This window comes from Paenibacillus sp. Dod16, assembly GCF_049893405.1.
Taxonomy (GTDB): Bacteria; Bacillota; Bacilli; order Paenibacillales; family Paenibacillaceae; genus Paenibacillus_AQ.
The window spans coordinates 83849-109752 of sequence record NZ_JBNDYG010000005.1 but is presented as its reverse complement, the minus strand read 5'-3'; the positions used below and the strand labels follow the sequence as shown (position 1 = coordinate 109752).

Below are 25904 nucleotides of genomic sequence, written 5' to 3'. Positions count from 1 at the left end.
GATGATCTAATGAGATACAATCATATTTTATTTGATTTGGATGGCACCTTGACTGATCCGCGTGAAGGCATTACGAAAGCCGTAAGTTATGCACTCGGTCAGCATGGGATTATCGTAAACGATCTATCCGAGCTGGAATGTTTTATCGGTCCTCCGCTCCAGGCGACCTTTATCGAAAAATATCAATTTAGTGAAGCCGAGGCTTGGGGCGCCGTATTGAGCTACCGTGAATATTATAAGGACACCGGTCTTTATGAAAATGAGGTGTATGGTGGAATACGTGAGTTATTGGGTTTGCTGTTATCCCAAGGGCGCCGCTTGTATGTCGCTACCTCCAAACCTACGGTTTTTGCCGAGACAGTCCTTGAGCATTTTCAGCTAACCGCTTATTTTTCCATGGTGTGCGGGAGCGAACTGGACGGTTCCCGGTCCGCCAAGACTGAAATCATTCAGCACGTTCTGGATACATGCCGGATTCAACCACCTGCAGCCGTTATGATTGGAGACCGGAAGCATGATCTGATTGGAGCGCGGAACTGCGGGATACACAGCATTGCTGCAGGGTATGGGTATGGTTCCGAAGAGGAGCTGGCGGCATGCGAGCCCACTTATCATTTTAAAACCGTGGAGGAAATGCTTCGGTCGTTTGCAAGCTTAGCGGTTTAATATCGGCTTATCAGGATGAGACTGAGCCCTTCGATTTTCGCCTAACATCGGTTATAATGGTCATAACCAGTCGGAATGTCATAATTTGTGAAGGGAGGGGTAAGATCATGATGGGAAGATTGCAGATGTGCTCTATGCAAAGTCTATATGATGAACAACGGCGGTTGTTTGCATGGAGCGATGAGAAAGTTACCGCCTGATTACCTCGTGTAGAGAGGCCGTTTATCTAATGGACTTTGCATCCTTAAAACCTTATTTTAATTTTAAGGAGCAGAGCTACCATGAAATATATAAACGCGGATATTATCCTTCCAGAGGAATTGTTGAAGGAAGTACAGAAATATGTACAGGGCGGGATGGTGTATATCCCGAAACCTGAAGGGTTACGCAAGAAATGGGGAGAAAACTCGGGAAGCCGGGTGTATTTGAAAAAAAGAAACCTGGAGATCCGGCAGTTGTTTGCGTCGGGCGCTACCATTGACCAGCTTTCTTCTCAATTTTGTTTATCCTGCGATTCCATCAAAAAAATTGTATATACCAAAAACAAGTAATGCAAAGTCACATTGGAACTGATTCTGATGTGGCTTTTTCTTATGTATAAAAGTCATTTTAAACCAACCGTTATATAGGAAGTACAGTTGCTGAGCAATTATAATCATTCAAGAACGTTCAAACCATGGAGCAGAGGTGAGTATATGAATGATTTTTTTCAATTTGTAACAGAAGAACAACGATGTGCGCTGCTCGATAAAGCCAAAAGGGTTGCAATATCGGCACTTCAGCAATATAACCTGAGATGGGTTGAGATTGAATATATCGGTATTTCGGACACGATTACATATCGAGTTCGGACGAGCTTAGATAAAACATACTTGTTGAGAATCCATTCGGATCGACGGTGCAGTCATGAAATAGACTTAGAGCTTCAATTCCTGGATGCCCTTATTACAGCAGGTATCAAAGTGCCGACAGGTATAACCACTCCAAGTGGGTTAAGATGGTTGAAAATCGGTACGGAGGATGGATTCACCTTCACCCATGTCACCGTGATGAAATGGGTGGAGGGTGTGCATGCCCATGAAGCACTTACAGAAGATCAAGCTTATCAGGTAGGTGTCTTGATGGCCAGAATGCATGAAACTGCACTTGACTTCAAAAGTTCTTCTGATCTTCGTAAGCCCGTATGGGGGATGAACAGTTATAAAGAAGCGCTCGCCAAGCTGGAACGATATGCGGGAACTTTTTTGTCGGAAGTCTCATGGTCACTGTATCAACTCGCAGCTGAAAAAGTTATATCCCAGCTTGATCATATGAAGGCTGATGATTGCAACTACGGTCTCATTCATGCCGATTTACATTTGGGGAATGTAGTATTTGAAGGGGAAGTTCCTCATCCGATTGATTTTGGTAGATGTGGCTACGGTTTTTTTCTTTACGATCTGGCGGCGGTTATGTTATCACTTGTTCCGTACCAAAGATTTAAAGTGCTTCAAGGATATGAAAGCATACGATTGTTGGGATCGGATTATTTTCAGTCTCTGGAGTGTTTTTTCATCATGATCATGATGGAGAATTATAGCCACCATGCCTCCAATCCAAGAGAGACAGAAAGTATAAAGGGTGAGCAAATCTATGCGCTAGCTTATATTCATGAATATTTGCACGGACGCCCGTTTCTGCTGAATGTGGTAGAGCCCATAGAAATAGACGATGCACCAATCTCTAGTTGATCCGGCCATAATAGAAGGGTATCATGATATCATAATACGTGTTACAGAATGGGAGAGAATTGCTTGCAAGTTACGAACCGCCCAGGTGAACATATCACCTGCTTGATCATCATGATTGCCACCATCGTATGGGTTCAATGGACATCATTCCTTCTATCCGCGGCGTGGGGAATCGGACTGATCCTGTTAATATATACATTGTGCAAGCTAAGAAGCGTACGCAAGATATCGACTCAGATAAAGGACACGGCCATCGTGGCCCTTATCATGGTGATAGGTTATATGCTCTATCATTCTTCTGGTGAAATCATCAAACATGGATTAGCGGGGGACGATGCCTGGGCCATCATCCTATCGAGGTTAAGCCTGATATTATTTGGATTACCCTTTGCACTGGCGGCCATGTTAACGAAGAAAAAACCGTTATACCTTGCCACGGGTTCATGGGGAACAACGATTTATTTTCCATGGATATTCAAAGGCCCGGTACAAGACCCGATCTGGCGTTTCATGCTCATTTTCCTGGTTGTCGTCTGTTCCATTTTTTCATTCTTTATTGACTGGGGACAGCCGCATTTTCTCGTTCTTATCGGTTATGCACTATCATTTGCGCTGATCAATGCCGTCCTTGAGGAGCTGCTGTGGCGGGGATACATACTTAGTCATTTTGTAAGTGGATTTGGTGAGCTGAAAGGGCTCGTCATCGCCGGAGTTACCTTTGGTTTATACCACTACCACCTTGGTTTTTCATGGCCGGTTTGTCTGCTGTTTTCAATCTTTGGGATCATGATGGGTGGCGTGGCTATTCGTTCCAAAGGGTTGATTCCCGTGATGGTTATGCATTTTGTGATGAATGTTTTATTTGTTCTTAGCGGCATGATCCTGTAACTTCCTAAGAAGGGCGTCGATAGACGTTCTTTTTTTGTTTTGACCGGTATGGGTAGACTATGGGACGAGCAATTTTGCGCTTGCTTTATATTTATTAAAAATTTTTTTAAAAAAAGTGCAGGGGCAGCTTTCAGAGCTGACGTCTATGTATTTGGGAAGGAGGGGAGAGTTATTGATGCTGAAACGTTAATCACGCGTATCCTGCAAGGTGATCAAGAAGCCTTTCGGGAACTGGTGAACCATTACAGCCAGCACGTGTTCCATACGGCATACTCGGTCCTGCGGGATGCCAAGGAAGCGGAAGATGCGTCGCAGGAAGTGTTTATTCAAGTATACAAAGCTCTCCCCCAGTACCGATCTGAAGGCTTTAAAACCTGGATTACACGCATCACGCTAAATAAAGCGATTGATATGAAGAGGAAGCTTTCCCGTAAACCGCCGGAGCAGCTGCATGGCGAACATGATGAAGTGCTGGATAAACTCCCTTCCCGGGACGAAGACGTGGTTTCTCTGCTCGTACATAAGGAGAGAAGAGAGGAACTTCGAGAGAAAATTAAACAATTGCCGGACAATCACCGCGCCATTATAACGGCTTTTTATTTGGAAGAGAAAAACTACGAACAAATTGCAGCCGAGCTGGATGTCACGGTCAAGACGGTGGAATCGAAATTATACCGGGCCAGACAGTGGATTCGGAAATCATGGAAGGAGGAGGAATGGAAATGAACGTAAAGGATAACGAGCTTAAGATGCTGACGGCACGATATGTTAGAGGAGAAGGCTCGGCAGAAGAACGGTCTTCTTATGAAGAGCTCATGTTATCGGATGACAGCGTGCTGGAGATCTACATGCAGGTACTGGCGGAGCTGGATTCCGAACTCCCTGGCCTGTCAGACCCGGAAGCTTTTACGCAGCAGGTGGTGGAACACGAACAAATTAAGCCATACAACCATAGAGCACCTCTGCGGATTCAGGAACGCCCGAAGCGATGGTACGAACGCGCGATCGTTCACTACACCATTGCCGCCTCCATTACCATGCTGTTTCTCTTCACCGGGGCTTTTGACCGACTTCTTCCCGGCGAAATGAATCATGATGTTCCATTATCCGAAACACCTTCCTACAGTGAGCAATGGGTAGAAAAAACAACGGGCTGGCTTGACCAGCTATTGTCCAGATAAGAAAAAGAAAGGAAGATGCCAAGTGCAACCGCAAAAAAGTAAAGGGTTTGCCTTTATATTAAATATCCTTCCGGGCCTCGGCCATTATTATTGGGGGAGAAAGGGACGCGCCCTGCTATATCCGTTCTTGTTCTTCGGAAGCCTGTTCGGTGGATTTGTGCTTGGGATCATGACGGCTTCCGACGCGGTTTTTGCGCTGGGAATTATCGGAGCCTTAATGATCTGGGGAATCAGCATGCTTGACCTGCTAATTGCTTTGATCCGGTATACGCCTGTAACGATTATCCACGATGAATATGGACGTCCGATGGAGATTCGTCAGGAAAAGAGTGATGAGTCAGAACGCTTTTATACCATATTGCTGTCCTTCATACCCGGTTTGGGGCATTTTCAACTGGGATTGATGCAGCGAGGGTTGTCATTCCTGATCGCATTCTTCGGACTTGGAACGATTCTGCTGTTCTTGACGGGTTTGACTCACGAATCGGTATTCCTGCTGTTTCTGGGCATGCTGCCTATTATTTGGCTCTACTGCATGTTTGATGTGGTTCAGCTGGTTCACCGTAAGCAAGCTGGAGAATTTCTTATCGATCGCACGCTGTTTGATGAGCTCGAGAGTGGCAGAGAGAGCGGACGCCGGAGTAAAGTGTTTGCCACCTTGTTATCGGCGTTTCCCGGAGCGGGTCAAATGTATTTGGGATTGCAAAAACGCGGACTGCAGCTCATGGTCCTATTTCTTGGCAGCATTTATGTGTTGGATGTACTCAAGCTGTCGCTGTTCCTGTTCTTGATTCCGTTGATCTGGTTTTATGCATTCTTTGACGGTCTGCAGCAAGTAAGCCGTTACGGCAGGGAGCCGCTGCGCGATCGACCAATCATCTCGGGACTTGGGAATCAGCAGCGCTGGCTCGGACTTGGACTGCTTGTACTCGGAATCTATTTCGTATTTAGCAGTGTTGTGATGCCTTATATCGATACACATTTTCCTCATCTGCAGCTGGATTACCGCATTCGTTCCTACTTGAAGACCGCGATTATCGCCGTTCTTCTTATCGGAGGAGGAATCAAGCTGATGACTGGCTCGAATAAGGATTCGTTAAGGGGAGAGCGCTCATATTATGATACCGACATCGAATGAGATGTCCATTCATGATTTGGGAAACATTCATCGAAGTCTGAGCGGCAATGGCGAGTAGGTACACTCTCCAGGGGACTATCCTTGCTCGTACCCGGTATATATTCAGCATTCTTCTCATCGGGTTTCTGACCTTCTGCACAGAACCAAAAATAGATATGAACGAGATATGGAGGGAGATATCGTGGCCAAGAATCTGTATTATCTGTTGTATATTGCTCTATTTGTTGTGACTTGTTTGTTTATCTTCAATGCTTATGCATCACCGGATCAGGTACCTGCGCCTTCGATCTCTTTAACGGAGCATGAGCAGAATCGCCTATAGTTTATATAAAGAAAAAACCTGTAAACGATTTTGAATCGTTTTACAGGTTTTTTAATTTTCGTTCAACGAGTATGTATATCAGGATAAAAACGATCACGGTAGCAATGCCTGTCGTCATGAAATGGCCGGTAAGCCTGGCGATCAGCAGCAGGATGACTCCAAAAATCATCAGCAGCAGACTGACATAGGCGTTGGCAACTTTAAAGTTCCGTTCATTTTTGAGAGATGACGTAGTTTTATAAGCATAAAAACTCTTGGAACTTTTGGGCGGAATCAAAAAGAGGACCAAACCATACAAAACAAATACGATGCCAATGGCTAAACTTTCGAGCATCCCTACACACTCCTAACGGAAATATAACGCCGGATGCACCCCAAGAACGCTGGATAAGGGAGCATCCGGCTGTTCAAGCCCTATATCTGCAAATATGAATATATTACTTGGATCCGGCTGCATTCAGAAGCAGACGACGGTAGGCGTATTCGAATATAAACTCAAATGCCTCCAGATGTTTCTTGGCTTCGAATGCATTTTTGCCCCAGGCATAGATGCCGTGGTTACGCAGCAATATGCCGGGTACCGCCGGATCGAGCGCATCCGGAACGAGCTCTGCAATCCGTGGAATCTCTGCGTAGTTCGGCAGGATCGGAATGCGAATCGCGGCGTCCTCTTCCCAAATATTAAAGGCTTTGATCAGCTCGATTCCTTGGGCAGGGACATAACCTTGTTCCCCATACCAATCGCTGATCAGATTGTTATCAATGGTGTGCACATGGAAAATGGCACCGCAGCCGGTCTTGCGATAAATTTCGCAGTGAATCAAGGTTTCCGCGCTAGGTTTTAAGCCGGTTGCTTCGCAAGGCACGCCGTTCTGATCCACAAAAAGATAATCTTCAGGCGTATGTACCGACTTGTCTTTTCCGCTGGCTGTCACCGCAAAATAAAACTGCTCCGGGTTGAACTCGCCAACACGGACAGATAGATTACCGCTGGTGCCGGGGAACCAGTTTCTAGAAGCGAACAGTTCCTTGATCCCTCTAAGATCCTGCAGGGCAGCTTGTTTCTGTTCAAGCTGGATATCTGAAAATGCCACTTACAGCACCTCCTGTTTAAACTTGTCTTTCATGTCGTTCTGGATATCGGTAAATGTCTCGAAGGGTACATGATGTACGCCTAGCTTCCTGCATTGCTCGGTGAGCGAGGAGCGGGAATAAACCAGATCCGCTTGCTTGGCACCTTCAAAATCGGTCAGGCTGTCACCGATCAGAATGCGGTAATACCGGTCGGCCGGAAAACGGCCCATCACCGTGACCTTGCACATGCCGCAGTCGTTATGGCAGGATTCCTTGCAAGGATGAGGCCAGGTAATCTCAATGTGATCCCCTTCGAAATTGGAGCCGTTGCAGAAGATATGGTCTGCCGGGATGCCAAAAGGCTTCAGCAGAGGATCGACAAAGAAATCGATGCCGCCGCTTGTAACGTAGAATTCAATCTGTTCGGATTTTAAATAATCCAGGAATGCACTGAAGCCTTCCCGAATCCCTGCATGGTTTAGAACATATTCGGTAATTTCTTCTCTCATGGAGGAAGGGAAGAGCGCGAACATGCGGCCTACGCCTTCCCGAATTGAAATGGTGCGGTCAAGCGTGTCCTGCATGATCGACTCAAAGCCTTCCGGTTTGAAGTGCTTCATAATGGCGACGATGTTATCGTTGTTTGTGATGGTTCCGTCGAAATCGCAAAAAATGATCGGCTGTTTATCTCCTGATGTCATACTTCTCCTCCCCAGATGTCCAATGCGGCTTTCAGCTCTTCGTGTTCCTCGGCAAAGTGGGCGAGTGGCACGGATTTCATCGTCGCCTCGATCGCTTGTACAAAGGCTTTGCCGCCCGCTTCGGTTCCCATCGGATGTCCGTGGATTCCGCCGCCAGCGTTAACGACCACATCGGTGCCAAAGTCCCGGATGATGCGGGGAACGAGTCCAGGATGAATTCCTGCGGATGGTACCGGCATGCTTCGTTTCACGCCAAGTTTAGCGCTGTGCAGCTCGTCGCGTATCGCGAGATTCTCTTCTCTCGGCATCGTTACCGATCCGTAAGGAGAAGGGAAGAGCACCAGATCCGCGCCGGCAATCCGCATCAGCTGGCCGAGCAGCAGCGGAGCCGTTATCCCATAGTACGGAGAAGGATAAATGGCCCCGGCAAGCGCAGGGTGAGCCGCAATAGGCACGGTGATATCCGGATCACTGCTTAACTCTTGCAAAACGTCATACCCATAGGACAGCACATTAAAGAGCAGGGCGTTAGCGCCGGCATCAATCGCACGCAGCGCTTGCTCACGCAGCCTCGACGTCCGTCCGGTCAGATTGGCTGCATACAGCAGTTTTTTGCCTGTCTGTTGTTCCACGTCGGCAGCAGCCTGGATGCACATGCTGACCCGTTTTTCGATTGGGGTGAGGTCGTTCTCGAACAGGATTTCATCATCTTTGATAAGATCCACCCCACCAAGCGCCTGACGGATAAATTGGGCTCTAAGCTCGTCCGCATTCAGTCCGATTACTGACTTGAATATGCTCATGAGCAGAGGGCGGTCATGGACGCCGAGTAGATCGCGGACTCCGTCGATGCCATATTTCGGTCCGGGAAACGCACTCAAGAAGTCGGGAGACAAATCCAGGGAAGTCAGTTTGATGCGCCCGTCCATGGAAATTTTGCCGAACACGGTCACCAGCAGGGCTGGGATATCCCGGCTGAAATTAATGTCCGGATAAGCAATGCTGACGTCCGCATACCGGCTGCCTGGCTCCCAGCCCTCGTGAACCTGAATGTCAACAACTTCGCCAAGATGCTTCTGCATCGCTTCACGCTTGGCTTGCGGCAGCTCGGTCCAGCTGCCGACCGTCATGCCAATTGCGATGGAAGTCGCCTTCTTACAAAAATCCGCCTGGTCGTCATAGATTCGGTACGTTGCGATACAGCGGCTCATGAGATCTGCTCCTTCAGCATGGCGCCCATTTCTTTGGAACGCTCAGCACAGCGGTTCACGGCGGCAATGATGGTTTCGAAGAAATCGCCTTTATCGAGCGTTTCGAGGGCCGCTTGCGTTGATCCGTTCGGCGATGTAATTTTCGCACGAAGCGATGAAGGCTGTTCCCCGGTCTGCTGCACCATCCGGGCGGCGCCCAGAATGGTTTGGAGTGTCAGCTCGCGGCTTTGTTCCGGCGTCAAGCCGCCGCGGATCCCTGCGGCAGTCATGGCTTCCATCATGTAATAGAAGTAAGCCGGACCACTGCCGGATATACCGGTCAGGATATCCATCTTCTCTTCTTCAATGACCGTTACATTACCAACAGCTTCGAACAAGGTCATGACCAGTTGGCGCTGTTCTTCGCTGATTTCCTTCGAGAACGCGATTCCTGTGGAACCAAGCCCGATGGAGGCGGATGTATTCGGCATCGTACGTGCAATGGGCTGCTGGGTTCCAAGCAGCGTCTGCGTCGTATAAATCGAAAGTCCGGCAATCACGGAGATGATCAATTGATCGCTTGAGAGCTTCGGTCCCAGTTCTTTTAACGCTTTAGCAGCATCCTTCGGTTTCATGGCAAGCACGATCACCGGTGAAGTTTTCAGAATTTCGATTTTAGCGGCATCGTCGTTATTGATCTGGACACCATAGCGCTCACTCAGTTCCTGAAGGCGCTGAACATTGCTCCGATTAAGCATCGTAATATTTTCAGGAAGCACGACAGAACGGCTGACTAATCCTCGTACGATCGCTTCGGCCATCGAGCCGGCGCCGTAGAAGGTGATTGCTTTATCTATTAAAGGTCGGTTCTGCGGGGATTGGCACATCGTTATTTCCTCCTTTATGGCTTTAGATGAATGATTTATTCGCGTATTTGACCACTACCGATAATAACATATTTGGAGGAAGTAAGCGCGGGTAATCCCATAGGACCTCTGGCATGCAGCTTCTGGGTGCTGATCCCGATTTCGGCGCCGAAGCCAAATTCAAAGCCATCGGTGAAACGGGTCGAAGCGTTATGATAAACAGCAGCTGCGTCTACTTCCTGCAAGAAGCGCTGCGCATGATCCTTATCCTCCGTAACGATACATTCCGAATGCTTTGTGCCATTAATCGAAATATGCTCAATGGCCTCATCCAGGTGATCCACGATTTTGATGTTTAAGATATAGTCGTTGTACTCGGTAGCGTAATCCTCAGACGTCGCTTTTACAGCCCAAGGAACGTAATCCAGGGTACGCTGACATCCTCGCAGCTCGACGTTACGCTCGCGGAATGCTTCAGCCAGCACGGTCAGATGTGATTTGGCATAATCAGCATGGACGAGCAGGGTTTCCATGGAATTGCAGACCGAAGGGCGCTGCACCTTGGCATTGAGACTGATGGCAACTGCCATGTCCGGCTCTGCCGATGCATCTATATAGGTATGACATATCCCGGCTCCGGTTTCGATCACGGGCACCGTGGCATTTAACACAACGTTCTGGATCAGCGAGCTCCCGCCGCGAGGGATAATGACATCCAGCAGTCCGTTGAGCTTCAGCATTTCATCCACGGAGGAACGGTTCGGGTCCTCGATAAGCTGAAGCGCATCCTTAGGCAGTGCGGTGCGTTCCATAGCTTCGTGAAGCACCTCGATGATTTTGCGGTTGGAGGAGAGGGCGGAAGAACCCCCGCGGAGTACGACCGCGTTGCCTGTCTTCAAGCACAGTCCGGCTGCATCGACCGTCACATTTGGACGTGCTTCATAAATGATGCCGATCACGCCAAGGGGAACACGTTTCTTGACGATGTTCAGTCCGTTCGGGCGATCGATCGTTTCCAAGGTGTCGCCGATTGGGTCCGGCAGCTTCACGATTTGGCGTAAGCCTTCGGCAATGCCCTCGATTCTGGTTTCATTCAGTGCCAATCGGTCCAGGAGGGAGGCGGAGGTGCCAAGCTCCTTCCCACGACGTAGATCCTCCGCGTTTGCTTCCATAATATCAGCTGTCCGTTGGATCAGTGCGTCTGCCATGATGAGCAGAGCCTGATTTTTCTCCTCGGTGCTCAGTCTGCCAAGACCGAATGCGGCCTGTTTGGCCAGCTTGGCTTTATTGCGAACCTCACTCATAATAATTCCTCCTTAAATGGATGATTAGGAAAAGCATTATTGGTTATGGGAACCAGATTATTTTAACGTGATCCATTCATCTCGGTGAATGACCTCAAGCCGATGGATTTCCCCGATGATGCCGATCACTTGACTGCTCGGCAAACCGAGCACGGCTTGCAACTGGTCCTCATCGTAATTGACGATCCCCCTGCCGAGCCTTTCGTTGTTCATATTAACGACTTCCACCACGTCTCCGGCATGGAAGCTGCCTTCGATCCGTTTAATGCCAACGGGAAGGAGGCTGTGGCCTCCGTGAATCAGCGCCTTCTCGGCGCCCGGATCGACAACGATCCGGCCTAGCGGCGAGGACATAAAGCCGAGCCACTGCTTTTTCATCGGCAGAGAGGATAGGTGGGTAGCAAAATAGGTGCCTTTACCTGCATGCTCAAGCGCCTTAAGCAAATCGCCGGTCTCGCTGGCTTTGCCAACGAAGACGGGGACACCGCCGCGGGTGGCGATTTTGGCAGCATCGATTTTCGATCGCATGCCGCCTGTACCTACGCTGGAACCAGCGCCTCCTGCCATGCTGTAAATCTCATCGGTAATTTCATCAATTTCCTCATATTTCGTTGCATCCGGCGACTTGCGTGGATCAGCCGTGTACAAACCATCCGTATCGGTCAGGATGATTAATTGCTGGGCGCGGACCAAGTTCGCAACCAGAGCGGATAACGTATCGTTATCGCCAAATTTCAGTTCGTCAATGGAAACGGTGTCGTTCTCATTAATAATCGGAATAACGCCTTGCTTCAGAAGCTCCGTAATCGTCATGTTGGCATTATTCATGCGTTTGCGGTTCGCGAAGTCGCCTCTCGTCAATAGAATTTGCGCGGCCTTCAATTGATGGGTGGCCAGCGCATTCTGGTAAGCACGCATCAGCAGCGCTTGGCCCAGTGCGGCGGATGCTTGCTTCTCATGCAGCAGCTTCGGTCTGCTCTCGTAGCCGATCTCTCGAAACCCTGCTGCGACGGCGCCGGATGTCACGAGCAGAACCTCATGACCGGCTTTGCGGAGAGCGGCAAGCTCTCCGGCAAAGAAGGCGATGGAATCAAGATTAAGTCCGCCCTCGTCTGTCGTAAGGGAGCTGCTTCCGATTTTTACGACGATGCGCGATAGCATCGTGATCACTTCCTTGTATTTATGATGGGTAGGTATAGCTGTAACGAATCCATTTCCTGAAAACAAAAAAACTTTCGTCCTGTATGAAAAAGGACGAAAGTTTGACTTCCGCGGTACCACCTTTGTTGATGAGCGCAGCTCATCCGGCTTTAACCCTGTAACAGAAGGCACTGTCCTGGCAAGCCAGGCCGCTCGGGGGTAGGTTTCGGAAAGGGGGTCACGGCAAATTCTTTCAGCCCATGGAATTCGCTCTCTGGTCATCGTGCCATATGCTTTCGTACTGGTCCCGTCATTGCGTTTGTGAAAACTGCATTCAATTGTTATTGCAAGAATAGCACATCGTTTTTGTTTTTTCAAAAGGAAAAAGGTTAACCGAACAGGTTCAGCTTGCCGATTCGGTAGGCGGCTTCCTGCATTCGCTCTTCGCTGCTTAACAGGCCGACGCGGACATATCCTTCGCCGTGATCGCCAAAGCCGACACCAGGCGCAACCGCGACCTTGGCCTCCTCAAGCAGCAGATCGGCAAAGGATACCGAAGTAAAGCCCTTCGGTACCGGCAGCCAGCTGAAAAAGGAGCCAGCCGGTTTTTGAGCTTCCCAGCCGATTTCGGACAGGGTGCCATAGAAGGCATCCCTTCTCGATTGGTAGCGTGCCACCAACTCCTCAACGCAGTCTTGCGGCGAGGTGAGAGCCGTGGCCGCTGCTGCCTGAATGCCGCCGAACAGGCTGACATAGATGTGGTCCTGCAGCATATTGATCAGCGAGATGATTTTTTTGTTCCCCAGGGCAAAGCCAACGCGCCATCCGGCCATATTATAGGTTTTGGAGAGCGTGTAAAATTCCACGCCAACTTCTTTGGCTCCTTCTGCCTGCAAAAAGCTGACTGGACGATCTCCATCAAATCCGATCGCTCCATAAGCAAAATCGCTGGCTACAACGATCCCGTGTTCGGCGGCGAATGCTACCGTATCCTCGTAGAAGGACAGGGGAGCGACGACGGATGTCGGATTATTCGGGTAATTTAAGAACATCAGCTTCGCTTTTTCTCTGTCTGCTGGTGTGATCGCGCCATAGTCGGGAAGAAACCGGTTCGCAGCGGTTAACGGCATGAATTTCATCTGGGCACGGGCCAGTGCAACGCCGGACCAGTAATCCGGATAACCGGGGTCCGGGACAAGACATACATCGCCCGGATTCAGAAGCACTTGCGGAAGCTGTACAAGCCCTGTTTTTCCTCCAAACAGAATCGCTACCTCCGTCTCCGGATCCAGATCCACGTTGTAGTCTTCCTTATATCGATGCGCAATGGCTTCTTTAAGAAAGGAAAAGCCGGTAAAAGGCGAATATTTGTGAAACTGCGGATTGTCGGCCGCTTCCTTCAAGCTGGATACGATATGAGGCGGTGTGGGCTGATCGGGATTTCCCTGTCCGAGATTGATCACATCATGTCCCTGCGCCACTTGGCGGTTTACCTTGGAGACCAAGGTCGCGAAAAATTGCGTGGGCAGCTGGGACATCATCTCGGCCAGCTCTATTTGGAATTCGTTTAATTTGTTGTTCATTGCAGTTTCATCACTCCGTTATCTAATTACGCTCGAATACAGCTGATATTGAAAACAATTAGGATTAATTTAACACGATTTATCAGGGGTGTATAGAGGGAAATGGTGCTTGGGTGTTGCAGCAACAGGGCGGGGGAGGCTATGATGATGACATATAGAGAACGGATGAATTCCTGAAAAAGAGCCCGATCATGGATTTCATGATTACATCGGCGCTGGTGCTGGATTCAACCGGAATAACAGGAGGCTGCAAGATGACTGGAGAAGCAAAGGCTCAATTGAATATCGCACTTATCCAAGCCGATATTGAAATAGGAAACGTAAAGGCCAATATGAGTAAAATGCTCGGCATGATGGAGCAGGCCGCAGCGGCTGATAGGAAGCCGGACGTCATCGTGCTGCCGGAAATGTGGAATACGGGGTATGCGCTGGACCGAATTCAAGAGCTTGCCGATCCCATGGGACAGGAAACCTCTCGCATGCTGAGCGAATTTGCACGAAAACATCGTATTCAAGTCGTAGGCGGGTCTGTAGCCGAACGAATCGAAGATCGGATTTATAACAGCATGTATGTATTTAACCGGAGCGGGGAGCAGATCGCCAAATATTCCAAAATTCACCTGTTCCGCCTGATGGATGAAGAGAAGTTTCTGCAAGCTGGGCAGCAGCCCGTAACCTTTGAGCTGGAACAATTAAAAGCGGGCGCGTCGATCTGTTACGATATACGGTTCCCCGAGCTGTCCCGCACCCTCGCACTCGGCGGCGCTCAAGTGCTGTTTGTGCCAGCGGAGTGGCCGCATCCGCGACTGCATCATTGGAGAACGCTGCTCATGGCCAGAGCGATCGAGAACCAAATGTACGTCGTTGCGTGTAATCGAGTTGGAACCAGCGGAGAAACGGGCTTTTTCGGCCACTCCATGATCATCGATCCATGGGGGGAGGTCATTGCCGAAGGGGATGAGCAGGAAATGATCCTGACCGGTACGCTGGATTGCGGTCTTACGGATGAAGTGAGAGGACGCATTCCGGTTTTTGAAGACCGCCGTCCGAATTTGTATTTTCAATAAAAGTGATGATGGTTAAACTCCTCTAAAAAATGAAGTTTCATCTGGGCAGAGGCGGGTATACTATGGGTAATCCGTCTGAGAGGAGGCTTTGAATGATGGCAGACAACAACCAATTCGACAGCCAAAACCATGAGCAGGAAGAAGAGCAGAAACAACAGTTCCGCAACTTTGTGGAAAACGTTGCCGGGGGCGGCAACGGAAAGAACGAGTCGATTCAAGATCAGTCCCGTACTGCGGATGAACAGAACCGATTGATTGACCAGCATAATTTGCGTAAATAAAATTCCGTTTAAAACGAAATGGGAGTGCTATAATTTCACGTTGAGAAGAAGCTCAGCTTGGTCTTGTTCGTTGACCTTGGCTGAGCTTCTTCTCTTTATTCATGGGGCAGCGTGCACTAGTCCTGAACGCTCTCCACAACCAGCTTGTCCATGACCTGCTTAAAAGTGTCGATGAACGCATCCGCCGCTTTGGACAAATAGCGGCCGTTGCGGTAAGCCACAACCAGCGTGCGGCTCGGAACCGGATCAGCGAGCGGCAAGTAGACCGGAATAAACTCGCTGCGTTTCGCACGGGCGATAAAACGAGGCACCAGCGTTATGCCCATTCCGGTTGCGACCAGCGATTGGAGCGTCTCGATGTTGCTGCTCTCGAATACAACGTTCGGTTCAAAGCCTGCCTCCCGACATATATCAAAGGTGAGCTTCCGGAAGCCCTGTCCTTTTTTGAGGACAACAAACGCTTCGTTCCGGATTTCATCGATTGTGATGGGCCGTACGGGATCGGAGGCTGCCCGCAGCGCAAGCGGATGCTGCGGAGGAACAGCCAAATCGATCATTTCCTCACCGATGGGAATCCAGGACAGCGACGGCTCGGCCAGCGGCAGCGCCAGGAGGCTAAGATCGGCCTTGCCGCTGGCCGTCAGCTTCTCCAGGTTCATGGAGGAGTCTTCCAACAGGGTGATCTCAATATCCGGATATCCCTTTTTAAAGGCAGGCAAAACCCGTGGCAGCAGGTGAGAACCTGTAATCGGCATGCTGCCGACTACGACTTTACCCTTTCGAAGCTGGGAGATGTCCGACATCTCCTGTTTCAGCTGCTCGACGGCGTCCATGATCTTCTGGGCATGCTCGACGAAGTTGGCTCCGGCATGGGTAAGCTCAACGTTGCTCGTATTGCGCTGGAACAGCAGCACGCCGAGCTCTTTCTCCAGCTTGGAGAGCTGCTGGCTCAAGGAAGGCTGGGCGATATGAAGCTTCTCCGCGGCTCGGGAAAAATTTTTATCCGCCGCAATTTGCAGCGTATATTGCAGTTGTCTCAGTTCCATTTAAGCATCACTCCGTTATAGCTGAATCCTATTACTTTTATAGATATTATATCTTGGAACAATGAAGAAGGAAATGATATATTACTATCAACGTAAAGATGATGCGTTGTAGATCTTCCTTATATTTAAAGAAGATGACAAGCAAATATCTTCTCATGGACGTAAAGAACAATGGGGTGATGATGATGAGTAAGAAGACAATGTTCGAAAAAATTTGGGATAACCACGTTATTCATCAAGAAGAAGGCAAGCCGGGTATTTTGTACATTGACCTGCATTTGGTTCACGAGGTAACTTCACCGCAAGCATTTGAGGGTTTGCGTCTTAGCGGCCGTAAAGTACGCCGTCCTGAACTGACCTTCGCAACGATGGATCACAACGTTCCAACGAAAGACCGTTTTAACATTACGGATCCGATTTCGAAGCAGCAAATCGATACACTGACCAAGAACTGTCAGGATTTTGGCGTTACCCTGTATGATCTCGATACGATTGATCAAGGCGTTGTGCACGTCATGGGGCCGGAACTTGGCTTAACGCATCCGGGCAAAACGATTGTATGCGGCGACAGCCATACATCCACACACGGTGCATTCGGCGCCCTTGCGTTCGGTATCGGAACAAGCGAGGTTGAGCATGTTCTGGCAACCCAATGTTTGCAGCAGGCCAAAGCAAAGACCATGGAAGTGCGCTTTGTCGGTCGCCGCAATCCGGGCGTAACGGCCAAGGATATGATCCTTGGCGTAATTGCGAAATACGGAACGGATTTTGCAACAGGCTATGTTATTGAGTATACGGGTGAAGCGATCCGCGAATTGTCGATGGAAGAGCGCATGACCGTGTGCAACATGTCCATCGAAGGCGGAGCCAGAGCGGGCATGATCGCTCCGGATGAAACGACGTTTGAATACTTGCGCGGACGTCAATATGTTCCGCAAGGCGAAGCTTTTGATGCTGCAGTAGCCGCTTGGAAAGAGCTTGTGACAGACGAAGGCGCCGAGTTCGACGTGGTGGTTGAGTTCGATGTAGAATCTCTGATCCCGCAAGTAACTTGGGGAACGAGCCCGGGTATGGGTACTGACATTTCCTCGACGGTTCCTAACCCTGCGGATTTCAAGACCGAGAATGAGCGCAAGGCAGCGGAGAAAGCGCTGGAGTATATGGCGCTTGTGCCAGGGACGCCAATGTCCGAAATTCCGATCGATTATGTCTTTATCGGTTCTTGCACGAATGGACGCATTGAAGATTTGCGTGCGGCAGCAGCCGTAGCGAAGGGCCATAAAGTGTCCAGCAATGTGACAGCCATCGTTGTTCCCGGATCAGGCCGAGTGAAGATCCAGGCTGAACAAGAAGGGCTCGACAAAATTTTTGTTGAAGCGGGTTTCGAATGGCGTGAAGCAGGCTGCAGTATGTGTCTCGCGATGAATCCGGATGTACTGAAGCCGGGACAACGCTGCGCATCCACGTCCAATCGTAACTTCGAAGGACGCCAAGGCCGCGGCGGCAGAACGCATCTCGTGTCGCCGGCAATGGCAGCGGCAGCTGCGGTTAAAGGACGCTTTGTGGATGTACGTGACTGGAACTTTGCAGCCGAAGAAGTTGTGAGCTAAGAAGGACGGAGGAGAAGTTTATGCAAGCATTTACGAAATTACACGGTATTGTCGCACCTGTAGACCGGGTGAATGTAGATACGGACGCCATTATTCCGAAACAGTTTTTGAAACGGATTGAACGTACAGGATTTGGACAGTTTCTGTTTTACGAGTGGCGGTTTGATGAAGAGGGAGGCAATATCGACACCTTCTCGCTGAACCAGCCTCGTTACCAAGGCTCGACCATTCTGATTTCCCGTGCCAACTTTGGCTGTGGTTCTTCCCGTGAGCATGCCCCTTGGGCGATTCTCGATTACGGATTCCGCGTGGTCATCGCTCCATCGTTTGCTGACATTTTCTACAATAACTGCTTTAAGAACGGGATTCTTCCGATCAAACTGTCGGAGGAGCAGGTGGAAGAATTGTTCCAGCGCACAGAAGGTAATGAAGAATATAAGCTGAACGTCGATCTGGAGAGCAAAACGATAACGGATGATCAAGGACTCCATATTGACTTTGATCTTGACGAGCACCGCCGTCAATTCCTGCTTCAAGGGCTGGATGACATCGGTTTGACGCTGCAGCATGAAAGTGCAATCGATGCATACGAGAAGAAGCATGGGGAGCGTCTGTTCGCTTAATCTCGTAATTCCACTGCAAAAGGTTACAAGATTATTAAACTTCCATTTCCTGTGTAGGAAATGGAAGTTTTTTTTGGTATTATGGAATTAATATGCAGCGGCAGCCAAGAGGAATCATTGTTTTATGTCAGTATTTGTCCGGCAGCGTCTGTCGGGAATGTGCTGATTTACATATTTTTAGTTTTATTGCTAGATTTGCTTTTCAAATTTAATCATGGGATGATCGAGGTGGATTCATGAAGAAGTTAGGGTTTGTAATGATGTTGATAGTCTTCTTGCTGGCGTTTCCGAAAAGTGGTGAAGCCAGTTCTTCAAATGCGGCCATTTTTCTTGACGGGGAACCATTGAATTTGTCTTCGGGCGTCCAGGTAGCCAACATGAAAGGTAACGTGATGATTCCGATCCGCGTGGTATCCGAGAATCTCGGCTTCAAGGTAGGTTGGGAGAAGGCCAGCCAAACCGTTACCGTTGAGAACAGCGAGAAGACGGTCCGCATGGTGGTCGGCAGCCATCAGGCAGAATTGAATGGTGCTCAGGTTGATCTGAATTTACCACCTGTCTTGAATGGGAAGAGCACGCTTGTGCCGCTTCGGTTTGTTAGTGAACAGATGGGGCTTGATGTGAAATGGGACAACCAGACGAAGGCAGTGTTCCTCTCCAGCTCCCTACCACCGGTCTCTGAAGGAGAGGTCGATTCAGGTGCCGGAAACAATCCGGGCAGTCAAACACCTCCGCCTGTCGAAACAGGGAACCAGGCAGCCATGACGGGGCTCAGCTTTAGCGACAACCGGTTGATGATTGCTACAGAAGGTGCGGTTACGCCAAATGTCTTTAAAGTGACAGGACCCGATCGGATTGTTATCGATCTTCCCGATACCGTATTCTCTTCTGCATTCCTGGCTGGACATGCTGTGAATCCGCAAAGCGGCGGCGAGATGGAAATCACGGATTATCCAGATGTTATGAAAGTACGATATGCCATGTTCAGTGACAATCCGTCAACTGTGCGTATTGTCATCGACCTGACAGGACCTACAAATTATGGAGTAACCCAAGAAGCGGGGCTCATTATTGTTGACCTGAACGCAGAGGGAGAAATCCTCGTACCGCCCGTTCCCCCGGTGACCGGCAACGGCAAGAAGACGGTTGTTATTGATGCCGGTCACGGCGGCAGTCAGCCGGGCGCGATCAGCGCAAACGGTAATCAAGAGAAGGTTCTTAATCTTAATATTGCTTTGAAAGTGGAAGCCTTGCTGAAAACAGAAAAGAACATTAATGTTGTGATGACGCGGAGCGACGATTCAACGCTGGGTCTTAGCGATCGCGTGAAAGTGGCGAATTCCATAAAGGCCGATATATTTGTATCGATTCACGGAAACAGCAACAATTCCAGCAGTCCGCACGGCACAGAGACTTACTTCACGAGAGATGCCAGCAAACCTTTGGCGAACGTGATGCATAAACATCTTGTCAAGGCGACTGAACTCATGGATCGGGGAGTCAAATATAGCAGTCTTCATGTGACGAGAGAAACGACGATGCCGGCTGTCCTGCTCGAGATTGGCTTTTTGAGCAACAAGGGTGACGAAGCCCAGTTGTTTGAAGACGATTTCCAGAATCGTGTTGCACAAGGTATTGTAGCGGGTATTAAAGAATATCTTCAAGTACAATAATGTGTACAAGATTTGATGAACTTAGAGGGGGACGAAAGTCATGAACAAAAAATATTGGATGACAGGATTGCTGGCGCTGCTGCTTGCATTTAGTGCCGGCTGTGGACAGAAGCCGACTGCAGCCCCTGCCGAGACAAATCCGGAGACCGCAACAGAAGAAGTACAAACGCCGCAGGATAATCCGGAAGAAACGGCGGCTGATGATCATAAGGAAGATGAAGCAATACCTGTAAACGCAGGCGAGGGAACAAGCACACCACCGCAGAGCACAACCGGTGAAAGCACTGGGACCCCTGTGGATACAAAGGATGTGAATGCAACGGAGGACCAAGCGAAGAAGGCCAATATTAAACTCTATTATACGGACCCTGAGATGATCGATCTGAAAGAGGCAAGCAAAGAGATCACGTACTCGGGTGAAGAAGATAAATATAAGAAAGCCTTTGAAGGACTTCAAACGAGCAGTGATGCCGAACTAAGTCCACTATGGTCGGATAAGATTACGCTGAAGTCACTTAAGTTTGATAAAGGAGCTTTGACGCTGGATATCACCAAACCAGCCGAAGCCAACCTCGGATCCGGAGGGGAAATGTTTGCGATTGATGCCTTGCAGAAAACCTTCTTCCAGTTCGATGAGGTGCAGTCCCTGGAATTGCTAGTAGATGGTAATCAGATCGAAAGTTTAATGGGACATGTTGAGCTGGAGCATCCAATGACTCGGAAGTAGTTATAAGGTACTATTAACGAAATTCAAATGAAGGACTAAACACCTATTTCAGTTTTTGAAATAGGTGTTTTTTTGGTAAAAAGGGAACAATTTCGCAACTTTCATCGTGACTTTGCGTCTATAGGTTGTCAGGTAATGTCGGACAGGCTGAGTGCAGAAACGCCAATCTGTGGCAAAATAATAGGATGGTAGGGGTGAAGGATGAAGAAGTTCGGTTTTTTAATGTTTCTGGTTGTCATCATGATTGCGTTTCCTAAAATGGCGGATGCGAGTTCGTACAGCGCAAAGATTTACCTGGATGGCCAACAAATCAATCTGTCATCTGGCGTGAAGGTCGAGAACAATAACGGCACCGTCATGGTTCCGATCCGTGTCATATCCGAGAATCTGGGATTTGACGTGTACTGGAACAAGGCGACCAAGACGGTAACTGTCCAAGACGGCTCGCAGACAGTAACGATGGTGATTGGAAGTCAGCAAGCTGACATCAACGGTCAGCGCGTACAAATGACCAAGGCACCTGTTCTACGCGGTGGAACAACACTGGTTCCCATCCGGTTTGTAAGTGAGCAGATGGGCCTTCAAGTAAGATGGGATAACGCGCAGAAGTCAGTCTATCTGACCTCGTCCTACGACGGGAGTAACCCTAGTGAAGAGCCTGGCGTAACTACGTCGACTGTGGACGGCATCAGTTTCAGTGAAAACAGGCTGATGGTCGCCGTTACGGGCAATGCCAAGCCGAATGTATCAAAGCTTAGTAATCCGGACCGTATCGTCATCGATATGGTGAACACGAATTTCTCGGATACGTTCAGCAGCAATGCCAGCTTTGATGACGTGATGAAGACCGGTCAGATGGACGTAACGGGATATCCGGATGTCAAATCCGTACGTTATTCCTTGTACAACAGCAACCCGATGACCGTGCGCATTGTCATTGATCTCAACTATGGCAAAAATTACACCGTTTCAGGCCTTGAGAACGGATCGGGCCTATTCATTGTGGATTTGAATACGGGCTCCAACCCTACACCTGGTACAGGCGGGAAGAAGCTTGTGGTCATAGATGCGGGTCATGGAGACCACGATCCGGGAGCAATCGGGGTAACGAAGAAGAGGGAGAAGGATTTCAACCTCGCGATGGCGCTGAAAGTTGAGAAATTGTTGGCCAAAGAACAAAATATCGAAGTCGTTTTGACTCGCAGTAACGATACTTTCCTCGAGCTGAAGGATCGCGCAAAAATTGCGAATGATCTGAAGGCTGATGTTTTCATATCGATACATGCTAATAGCGGCCCTTCCACTGCAAGCGGAACCGAAACCTATTACTACCATGAATCTGACAAAGCGCTGGCGAATGCACTCCATAAAGAGATCGTAAAGGCTATGGGCTTAAAGGATCGCGGAGTGAGATACGGCAATTTCCATGTCATTCGCGAGACCAAAATGCCTGGCGCTCTGCTGGAAGTCGGGTTCCTGAGCAACAAGACCGATGAGAGCAAGCTTTTTGATCCGGCAACGCAGGATCGGGTAGCCGAGGCCATTGTCAGAGGGATCAAAAATTATTTGAAGGTTGATTAACGATACGACAGGGATCGTGATTGCAGGAGGTGGCTACTTTTGAATAAAAAAATATGGTCGGCTGGCCTACTGGCAGCCGTAATGCTGATTGGTGCCGGTTGCGGGCAGAAACCCGGAGCAGCTCCGGACAATACGCCTGGGCAAGTAACGCCTGCACCTGATGATCAGACAGGACAGGATCATAGTGGAGCGTCGAACGGATCAGGCGGATCGTCTACGGGCAGCGGCAGCGAAGTGACAACGCCGGAAGCAAAAACAGAGAGCATCAAAGCCTATTACACGGATCCAGATTTGATGGAGCTGGTAGAAGGTACGGCCGAAATTTCGTATAAGGAAGATCAAGAAAAATACGAAGCGGCGTATCAAGCATTGCAAAAGAGCGATAAGGCCGATATGGTTCCCCTGTGGGAGAAAATCGGACTGAATTCGTTGAAATTTGAAAACGGAGCTCTGACGCTCGATGTGACGGTTCCGGACGAAGCTAACCTGGGTGCAGGCGGCGAGTCGTTTGCCATCGATGCGATCAAAAAAACCTTTTTCCAGTTTGACGAAGTGAAATCACTTCAAATTCTGGTGGATGGTCAGCAGACCGAATCGTTAATGGGTCATGTCGATATGGAAAATCCGATGACTCGGTAATGATGGTTGAAGGAGATCACGATCTGCTGTCGAATATTAGTATATGATGAAGCAGTAGTTATTGAGAGGGGAAAGAAAATGGTACTTAGACACAGCAAACATGTTCATTCCAAAAAAGTGGTCTCCGCCGTCATGGCCGGACTTATAGCATTCGGAGGCGGGGCTTCGATCGTCTCGGCAGATGAAGAAGCGTCAAATGCGACAACGGCAAATGCATCCCAAACGGCCATAAACGCATTCAGTGACGTTAATGCCGGATATTGGGGAGAAAAGTATATTTATCAGTTAGCAGCACAGGGGATCGTGACCGGGAATAACGGAAAGTTTCGTCCGAACGATCCCGTAACGCAGCAGGAAGCCGTAACGATGGCGATCCGGTTCTTAAGCATGCAGGATCAATTAAGCAACGGCGCTGCGACATTACCGACAAATATTAAAGTGAATGATTATTTTACGAAGTATGTTGAACTGGCTTTTCAGCAAAACCTGCTCGACAAGCAAAAAGAATCCGGATATACGGACGAGAAAGTCATTTGGGGCGCGCAGAAAGCATCCCGGGAATGGATAACCGAAGTCCTTGTCCGTTCCATTGGACGTACGGCGGAGGCTGATGCAGCTAAAAATAAAGCGACAGGCTTTGCGGATAACGCCAAGATATCCCCGGATCGTCTGGGATATGTCAATGTAGCCGTTGAGTTAGGTCTTGCAAAAGGCTTGAACGGCAACAAGTTCGATCCGCAAGGGGCCGTTACCCGTGCCCAGCTTGCAACGTTCCTCAGCCGTGCCCAGGCCTACATTACCACAAATTACGAGAACCAATACAAAGGTTCTATCGCTTCGATCGAGAACGGCAAGCTGGAGCTTTATGCCGATGGCAAGCTGAATTCATTCAAGCTGGATAATTCGACAGCGTATTTCACCTCGGATTCGGAGAAGAGATTGCAATTCTCGGAGATCAATCCTTACACACAAGCAGTGGTCATCGTGAATAACGGAACGGCTGCTTACGTAGAAATTACGGATTCGACCCAGCAAGTGGAGCGGCTTGACCGCACATATGCACGTTTGTCGCCGAACAACGTCATTTGGCTGGATACTGGCAGCACCTTTGAAGAGTTGAGTTACGAGCCAAGCACGGTGTTCCTGGATCAGAACGGAACCAAGATCGATCCGAAGACGCTTGCTGCCGGCAGTCTGCTTACGATTGAACGCGAAACATACAGCCCGCAGAAGAAAATCGTGTCAATCCGGGTGAAGAGCGGCTTGGTTAACAAGACGGGAGCAGGCGTCGTTCAGAACGTGGATACGGTAAACAAAAGAGTAACCCTTAAGGATAGCACCGGTTATGAGGATACGTACACGTGGGATGATGCCACCGTCATTCGATATCAGAATCAGATTTTGGCTCCGGCTGAATTGAAGAGCGGCTACACCGTGAACTTTTCGGTAGAAAACAGCGTTCTGCAGACGATGGAAGTTACGCAAAGCGTCGATCGTACCGTGCAGGCAATGCTTTATTCCATTGAAGAGAACGGGAAGACCATCACATACAAGCGAAGTGGAAGTACACAGCTCGAAACGAAGTATCTGGCAGAGAAGCCGGAAATCTTTATTAACGGCGTGGCTAAACCTGTTCTGTCCGATTTACTCGCTGATGCCGTATCCGGTGACCAGGTAACACTGACCATTAACGCTGAGGAAAAAATTTCGAGAATCGAAGTAACGGGTCGTCAAATCGAGCAGTTGGATGCCGTTACCGTCGTAAATTACGACGGGAAGACGCACTGGCTGACCGTCAAGGATGCGAACAACCAGCCTCGTGTAATCGTCTTGGATGACAAGACGAAGCTGGACTCGAGCTACGGAACCACGCTGGATAAAGTTGGACCACTGCTTGTCTCGGGACGCAAGGTAAGTGTCTCCCTGATTGGTACCCGCGTACTCTCATTAGAAGTGGTATACAAAGTAGAAGGTAAAATTAACAGCATTAATACATCCAAGCAAGTGATTTCGATTATGACCGCTAACGGTAAAGCGGAAGAAATCTCTTACTACAATAGTCCGATTGTGGAAATCTTCGGCAGATCAGGCGCATCCCTGGCAGATTTGCGGATTGGTGACGAAGTGTTAGCCCAGCTGTCGAACAATCAGGATTACTTACAGAGCTTAAAACTCAAAACTTCCGCACAATTTGAGGTTGTTTCAACGGAACCCACAAGGAACCGTATTCGAGTGAAAGCAAACGGCTCCACAAGCGATATTTATACCGATAAATCCATATTGACCGGCGAAACCGGACAAGTAATTCTGCTCGCTGATTTGCGTCCGGGAGCACTCGTTAATATAACGTTCCAAGGCTTAACGCCTGTAGCGGTAGCTGAAGTTAAATTGACGCTTGGCGAAGTGACAAGCGTTGATGCTTCCGCAAATGCATTGACCACGAAGGATTATTCAGGCAATAGCCAGACGTTAGGTGTAAGCGGCGGAGTTAAAGTCGTTAAGAATGGTTCAACGGCTTCGAATTTAAGCGCATTGACCTCAGGAGATCGCGTAGAGATTCGAAAAGACATTCAGGGCGTTACCATTATCCAGGTTCTGGAGAAGGTTGAACGTGCATTCTGGCAGGCAAGCAATACGGAAATTCAAGTAAAACGCAAATCGATTAACGATAATTTCCGGTATGTATTATCGGATAAAGTATTTGTTCATCAAGGTGACACTACTTTGTCCGTGCAATCCCTTAAGGAAAATGATAATATTGTACTGTACTTAAACAACGGTGTCGTTGTTGAGATCGTAAAACAGTAAATTATCGACCTGGGATTGCTCGAGAAACACCGTCTTGATGCGGGGATTTCCGCATCAAGATTTTTT

26 protein-coding genes are annotated in these 25904 nt (G+C 49.0%); 17 read left to right on the top strand and 9 right to left on the bottom strand.

Going from position 1 to position 25904, the window contains the following annotated elements; genetic code table 11:
- Positions 1-9: 9 nt before the first annotated feature.
- The 8 genes from ACPV3A_RS05210 (at position 10) to ACPV3A_RS05175 (ending at position 5925) form a co-directional block, all read left to right on the top strand.
- Positions 10-666, top strand: coding sequence for an HAD family hydrolase (locus ACPV3A_RS05210; RefSeq protein ID WP_426198397.1), 657 nt, complete (start codon positions 10-12; stop codon positions 664-666).
- A 281-nt stretch (positions 667-947) separates the two neighbouring features.
- On the top strand, positions 948-1217 hold the full coding sequence (locus ACPV3A_RS05205; protein ID WP_071218363.1) for a CD3324 family protein: 270 nt from the start codon (positions 948-950) through the stop codon (positions 1215-1217).
- 144 nt (positions 1218-1361) lie between these two features.
- Positions 1362-2396 carry a phosphotransferase enzyme family protein gene (locus tag ACPV3A_RS05200; RefSeq protein ID WP_426198396.1) on the top strand — a complete coding sequence of 345 codons (1035 nt, stop codon included), beginning with the start codon at positions 1362-1364 and terminating at the stop codon, positions 2394-2396.
- Between the two features lie 63 nt (positions 2397-2459).
- On the top strand, positions 2460-3284 hold the full coding sequence (locus ACPV3A_RS05195; RefSeq protein WP_426198395.1) for a CPBP family intramembrane glutamic endopeptidase: 825 nt from the start codon (positions 2460-2462) through the stop codon (positions 3282-3284).
- Between the two features lie 234 nt (positions 3285-3518).
- Positions 3519-4010, top strand: coding sequence for an RNA polymerase sigma factor (locus ACPV3A_RS05190; RefSeq protein ID WP_071218426.1), 492 nt, complete (start codon positions 3519-3521; stop codon positions 4008-4010).
- The gene (locus tag ACPV3A_RS05185; protein WP_426198394.1) at positions 4007-4465 is read left to right on the top strand and encodes a hypothetical protein; all 459 of its coding nucleotides are present in this window, start codon (positions 4007-4009) and stop codon (positions 4463-4465) included. Before ACPV3A_RS05190 ends, ACPV3A_RS05185 begins: the two co-directional genes overlap by 4 nt.
- 22 nt (positions 4466-4487) lie before the next feature.
- Positions 4488-5603, top strand: coding sequence for a hypothetical protein (locus ACPV3A_RS05180; protein WP_426198393.1), 1116 nt, complete (start codon positions 4488-4490; stop codon positions 5601-5603).
- A gap of 181 nt (positions 5604-5784) precedes the next feature.
- Entirely contained in the window at positions 5785-5925 is a 141-nt protein-coding gene (locus tag ACPV3A_RS05175; protein WP_194541975.1) for a hypothetical protein, read from the top strand.
- Between the two features lie 40 nt (positions 5926-5965).
- Here ACPV3A_RS05175 and ACPV3A_RS05170 read toward each other — a convergent pair whose 3' ends face one another.
- The 8 genes from ACPV3A_RS05170 to ACPV3A_RS05135 all read right to left on the bottom strand — a co-directional run bounded on the left by ACPV3A_RS05170 (position 5966) and on the right by ACPV3A_RS05135 (position 13783).
- On the bottom strand, positions 5966-6259 hold the full coding sequence (locus tag ACPV3A_RS05170) for an SdpI family protein (protein ID WP_071218358.1): 294 nt from the start codon (positions 6257-6259) through the stop codon (positions 5966-5968).
- 103 nt (positions 6260-6362) lie between these two features.
- A complete protein-coding gene (locus ACPV3A_RS05165) occupies positions 6363-7019 on the bottom strand; it encodes a methylthioribulose 1-phosphate dehydratase (protein ID WP_194541976.1) in 657 nt (218 codons plus the stop codon).
- Positions 7020-7700, bottom strand: a complete 681-nt coding sequence (locus ACPV3A_RS05160; protein ID WP_426198392.1) for a 2-hydroxy-3-keto-5-methylthiopentenyl-1-phosphate phosphatase — start codon at positions 7698-7700, stop codon at positions 7020-7022.
- Positions 7697-8911, bottom strand: a complete 1215-nt coding sequence (locus ACPV3A_RS05155; protein WP_426198391.1) for a 2,3-diketo-5-methylthiopentyl-1-phosphate enolase — start codon at positions 8909-8911, stop codon at positions 7697-7699. The genes ACPV3A_RS05160 and ACPV3A_RS05155 overlap by 4 nt, the downstream gene beginning before the upstream one ends.
- Entirely contained in the window at positions 8908-9777 is an 870-nt protein-coding gene (gene proC, locus ACPV3A_RS05150) for a pyrroline-5-carboxylate reductase (protein WP_426198390.1), read from the bottom strand. The genes ACPV3A_RS05155 and proC overlap by 4 nt, the downstream gene beginning before the upstream one ends.
- 35 nt (positions 9778-9812) lie before the next feature.
- A complete protein-coding gene (locus ACPV3A_RS05145) occupies positions 9813-11060 on the bottom strand; it encodes a glutamate-5-semialdehyde dehydrogenase (RefSeq protein WP_194541979.1) in 1248 nt (415 codons plus the stop codon).
- A 57-nt stretch (positions 11061-11117) separates the two neighbouring features.
- Positions 11118-12221: a glutamate 5-kinase gene (gene proB / locus ACPV3A_RS05140; protein ID WP_220685815.1), complete on the bottom strand. Its 1104-nt coding sequence runs from the start codon at positions 12219-12221 to the stop codon at positions 11118-11120.
- Between the two features lie 368 nt (positions 12222-12589).
- Positions 12590-13783 carry a pyridoxal phosphate-dependent aminotransferase gene (locus tag ACPV3A_RS05135; RefSeq protein ID WP_426198389.1) on the bottom strand — a complete coding sequence of 398 codons (1194 nt, stop codon included), beginning with the start codon at positions 13781-13783 and terminating at the stop codon, positions 12590-12592.
- A gap of 254 nt (positions 13784-14037) precedes the next feature.
- On the opposite strand from ACPV3A_RS05135, the gene ACPV3A_RS05130 reads away from it, so the two are divergent.
- Both ACPV3A_RS05130 and ACPV3A_RS05125 read left to right on the top strand, forming a co-directional pair.
- Positions 14038-14850, top strand: a complete 813-nt coding sequence (locus tag ACPV3A_RS05130) for a carbon-nitrogen family hydrolase (protein ID WP_194545130.1) — start codon at positions 14038-14040, stop codon at positions 14848-14850.
- A gap of 92 nt (positions 14851-14942) precedes the next feature.
- Positions 14943-15131: a hypothetical protein gene (locus ACPV3A_RS05125; RefSeq protein ID WP_233354816.1), complete on the top strand. Its 189-nt coding sequence runs from the start codon at positions 14943-14945 to the stop codon at positions 15129-15131.
- Between the two features lie 116 nt (positions 15132-15247).
- Here ACPV3A_RS05125 and ACPV3A_RS05120 read toward each other — a convergent pair whose 3' ends face one another.
- The gene (locus ACPV3A_RS05120; protein ID WP_426198388.1) at positions 15248-16177 is read right to left on the bottom strand and encodes a LysR family transcriptional regulator; all 930 of its coding nucleotides are present in this window, start codon (positions 16175-16177) and stop codon (positions 15248-15250) included.
- Positions 16178-16362: 185 nt separating this feature from the next.
- Here ACPV3A_RS05120 and leuC point away from each other — a divergent pair, with 185 nt between their 5' ends.
- From leuC to ACPV3A_RS05085, 7 genes are all read left to right on the top strand, one after another.
- Positions 16363-17787 (top strand): 3-isopropylmalate dehydratase large subunit, encoded by a 1425-nt coding sequence (gene leuC, locus ACPV3A_RS05115; protein WP_071218348.1) that lies wholly within the window; start codon positions 16363-16365, stop codon positions 17785-17787.
- Between the two features lie 20 nt (positions 17788-17807).
- On the top strand, positions 17808-18410 hold the full coding sequence (gene leuD / locus ACPV3A_RS05110) for a 3-isopropylmalate dehydratase small subunit (RefSeq protein WP_426198387.1): 603 nt from the start codon (positions 17808-17810) through the stop codon (positions 18408-18410).
- A gap of 236 nt (positions 18411-18646) precedes the next feature.
- Positions 18647-20083 (top strand): N-acetylmuramoyl-L-alanine amidase, encoded by a 1437-nt coding sequence (locus ACPV3A_RS05105; protein WP_426198386.1) that lies wholly within the window; start codon positions 18647-18649, stop codon positions 20081-20083.
- Between the two features lie 40 nt (positions 20084-20123).
- On the top strand, positions 20124-20810 hold the full coding sequence (locus ACPV3A_RS05100) for a GerMN domain-containing protein (RefSeq protein ID WP_194541985.1): 687 nt from the start codon (positions 20124-20126) through the stop codon (positions 20808-20810).
- A gap of 201 nt (positions 20811-21011) precedes the next feature.
- Positions 21012-22391: an N-acetylmuramoyl-L-alanine amidase family protein gene (locus ACPV3A_RS05095; RefSeq protein WP_194541986.1), complete on the top strand. Its 1380-nt coding sequence runs from the start codon at positions 21012-21014 to the stop codon at positions 22389-22391.
- A 39-nt stretch (positions 22392-22430) separates the two neighbouring features.
- A complete protein-coding gene (locus ACPV3A_RS05090; protein WP_220685810.1) occupies positions 22431-23030 on the top strand; it encodes a GerMN domain-containing protein in 600 nt (199 codons plus the stop codon).
- 78 nt (positions 23031-23108) lie between these two features.
- The gene (locus tag ACPV3A_RS05085; RefSeq protein ID WP_426198385.1) at positions 23109-25838 is read left to right on the top strand and encodes an S-layer homology domain-containing protein; all 2730 of its coding nucleotides are present in this window, start codon (positions 23109-23111) and stop codon (positions 25836-25838) included.
- The last annotated feature ends 66 nt before the right edge of the window (positions 25839-25904 follow it).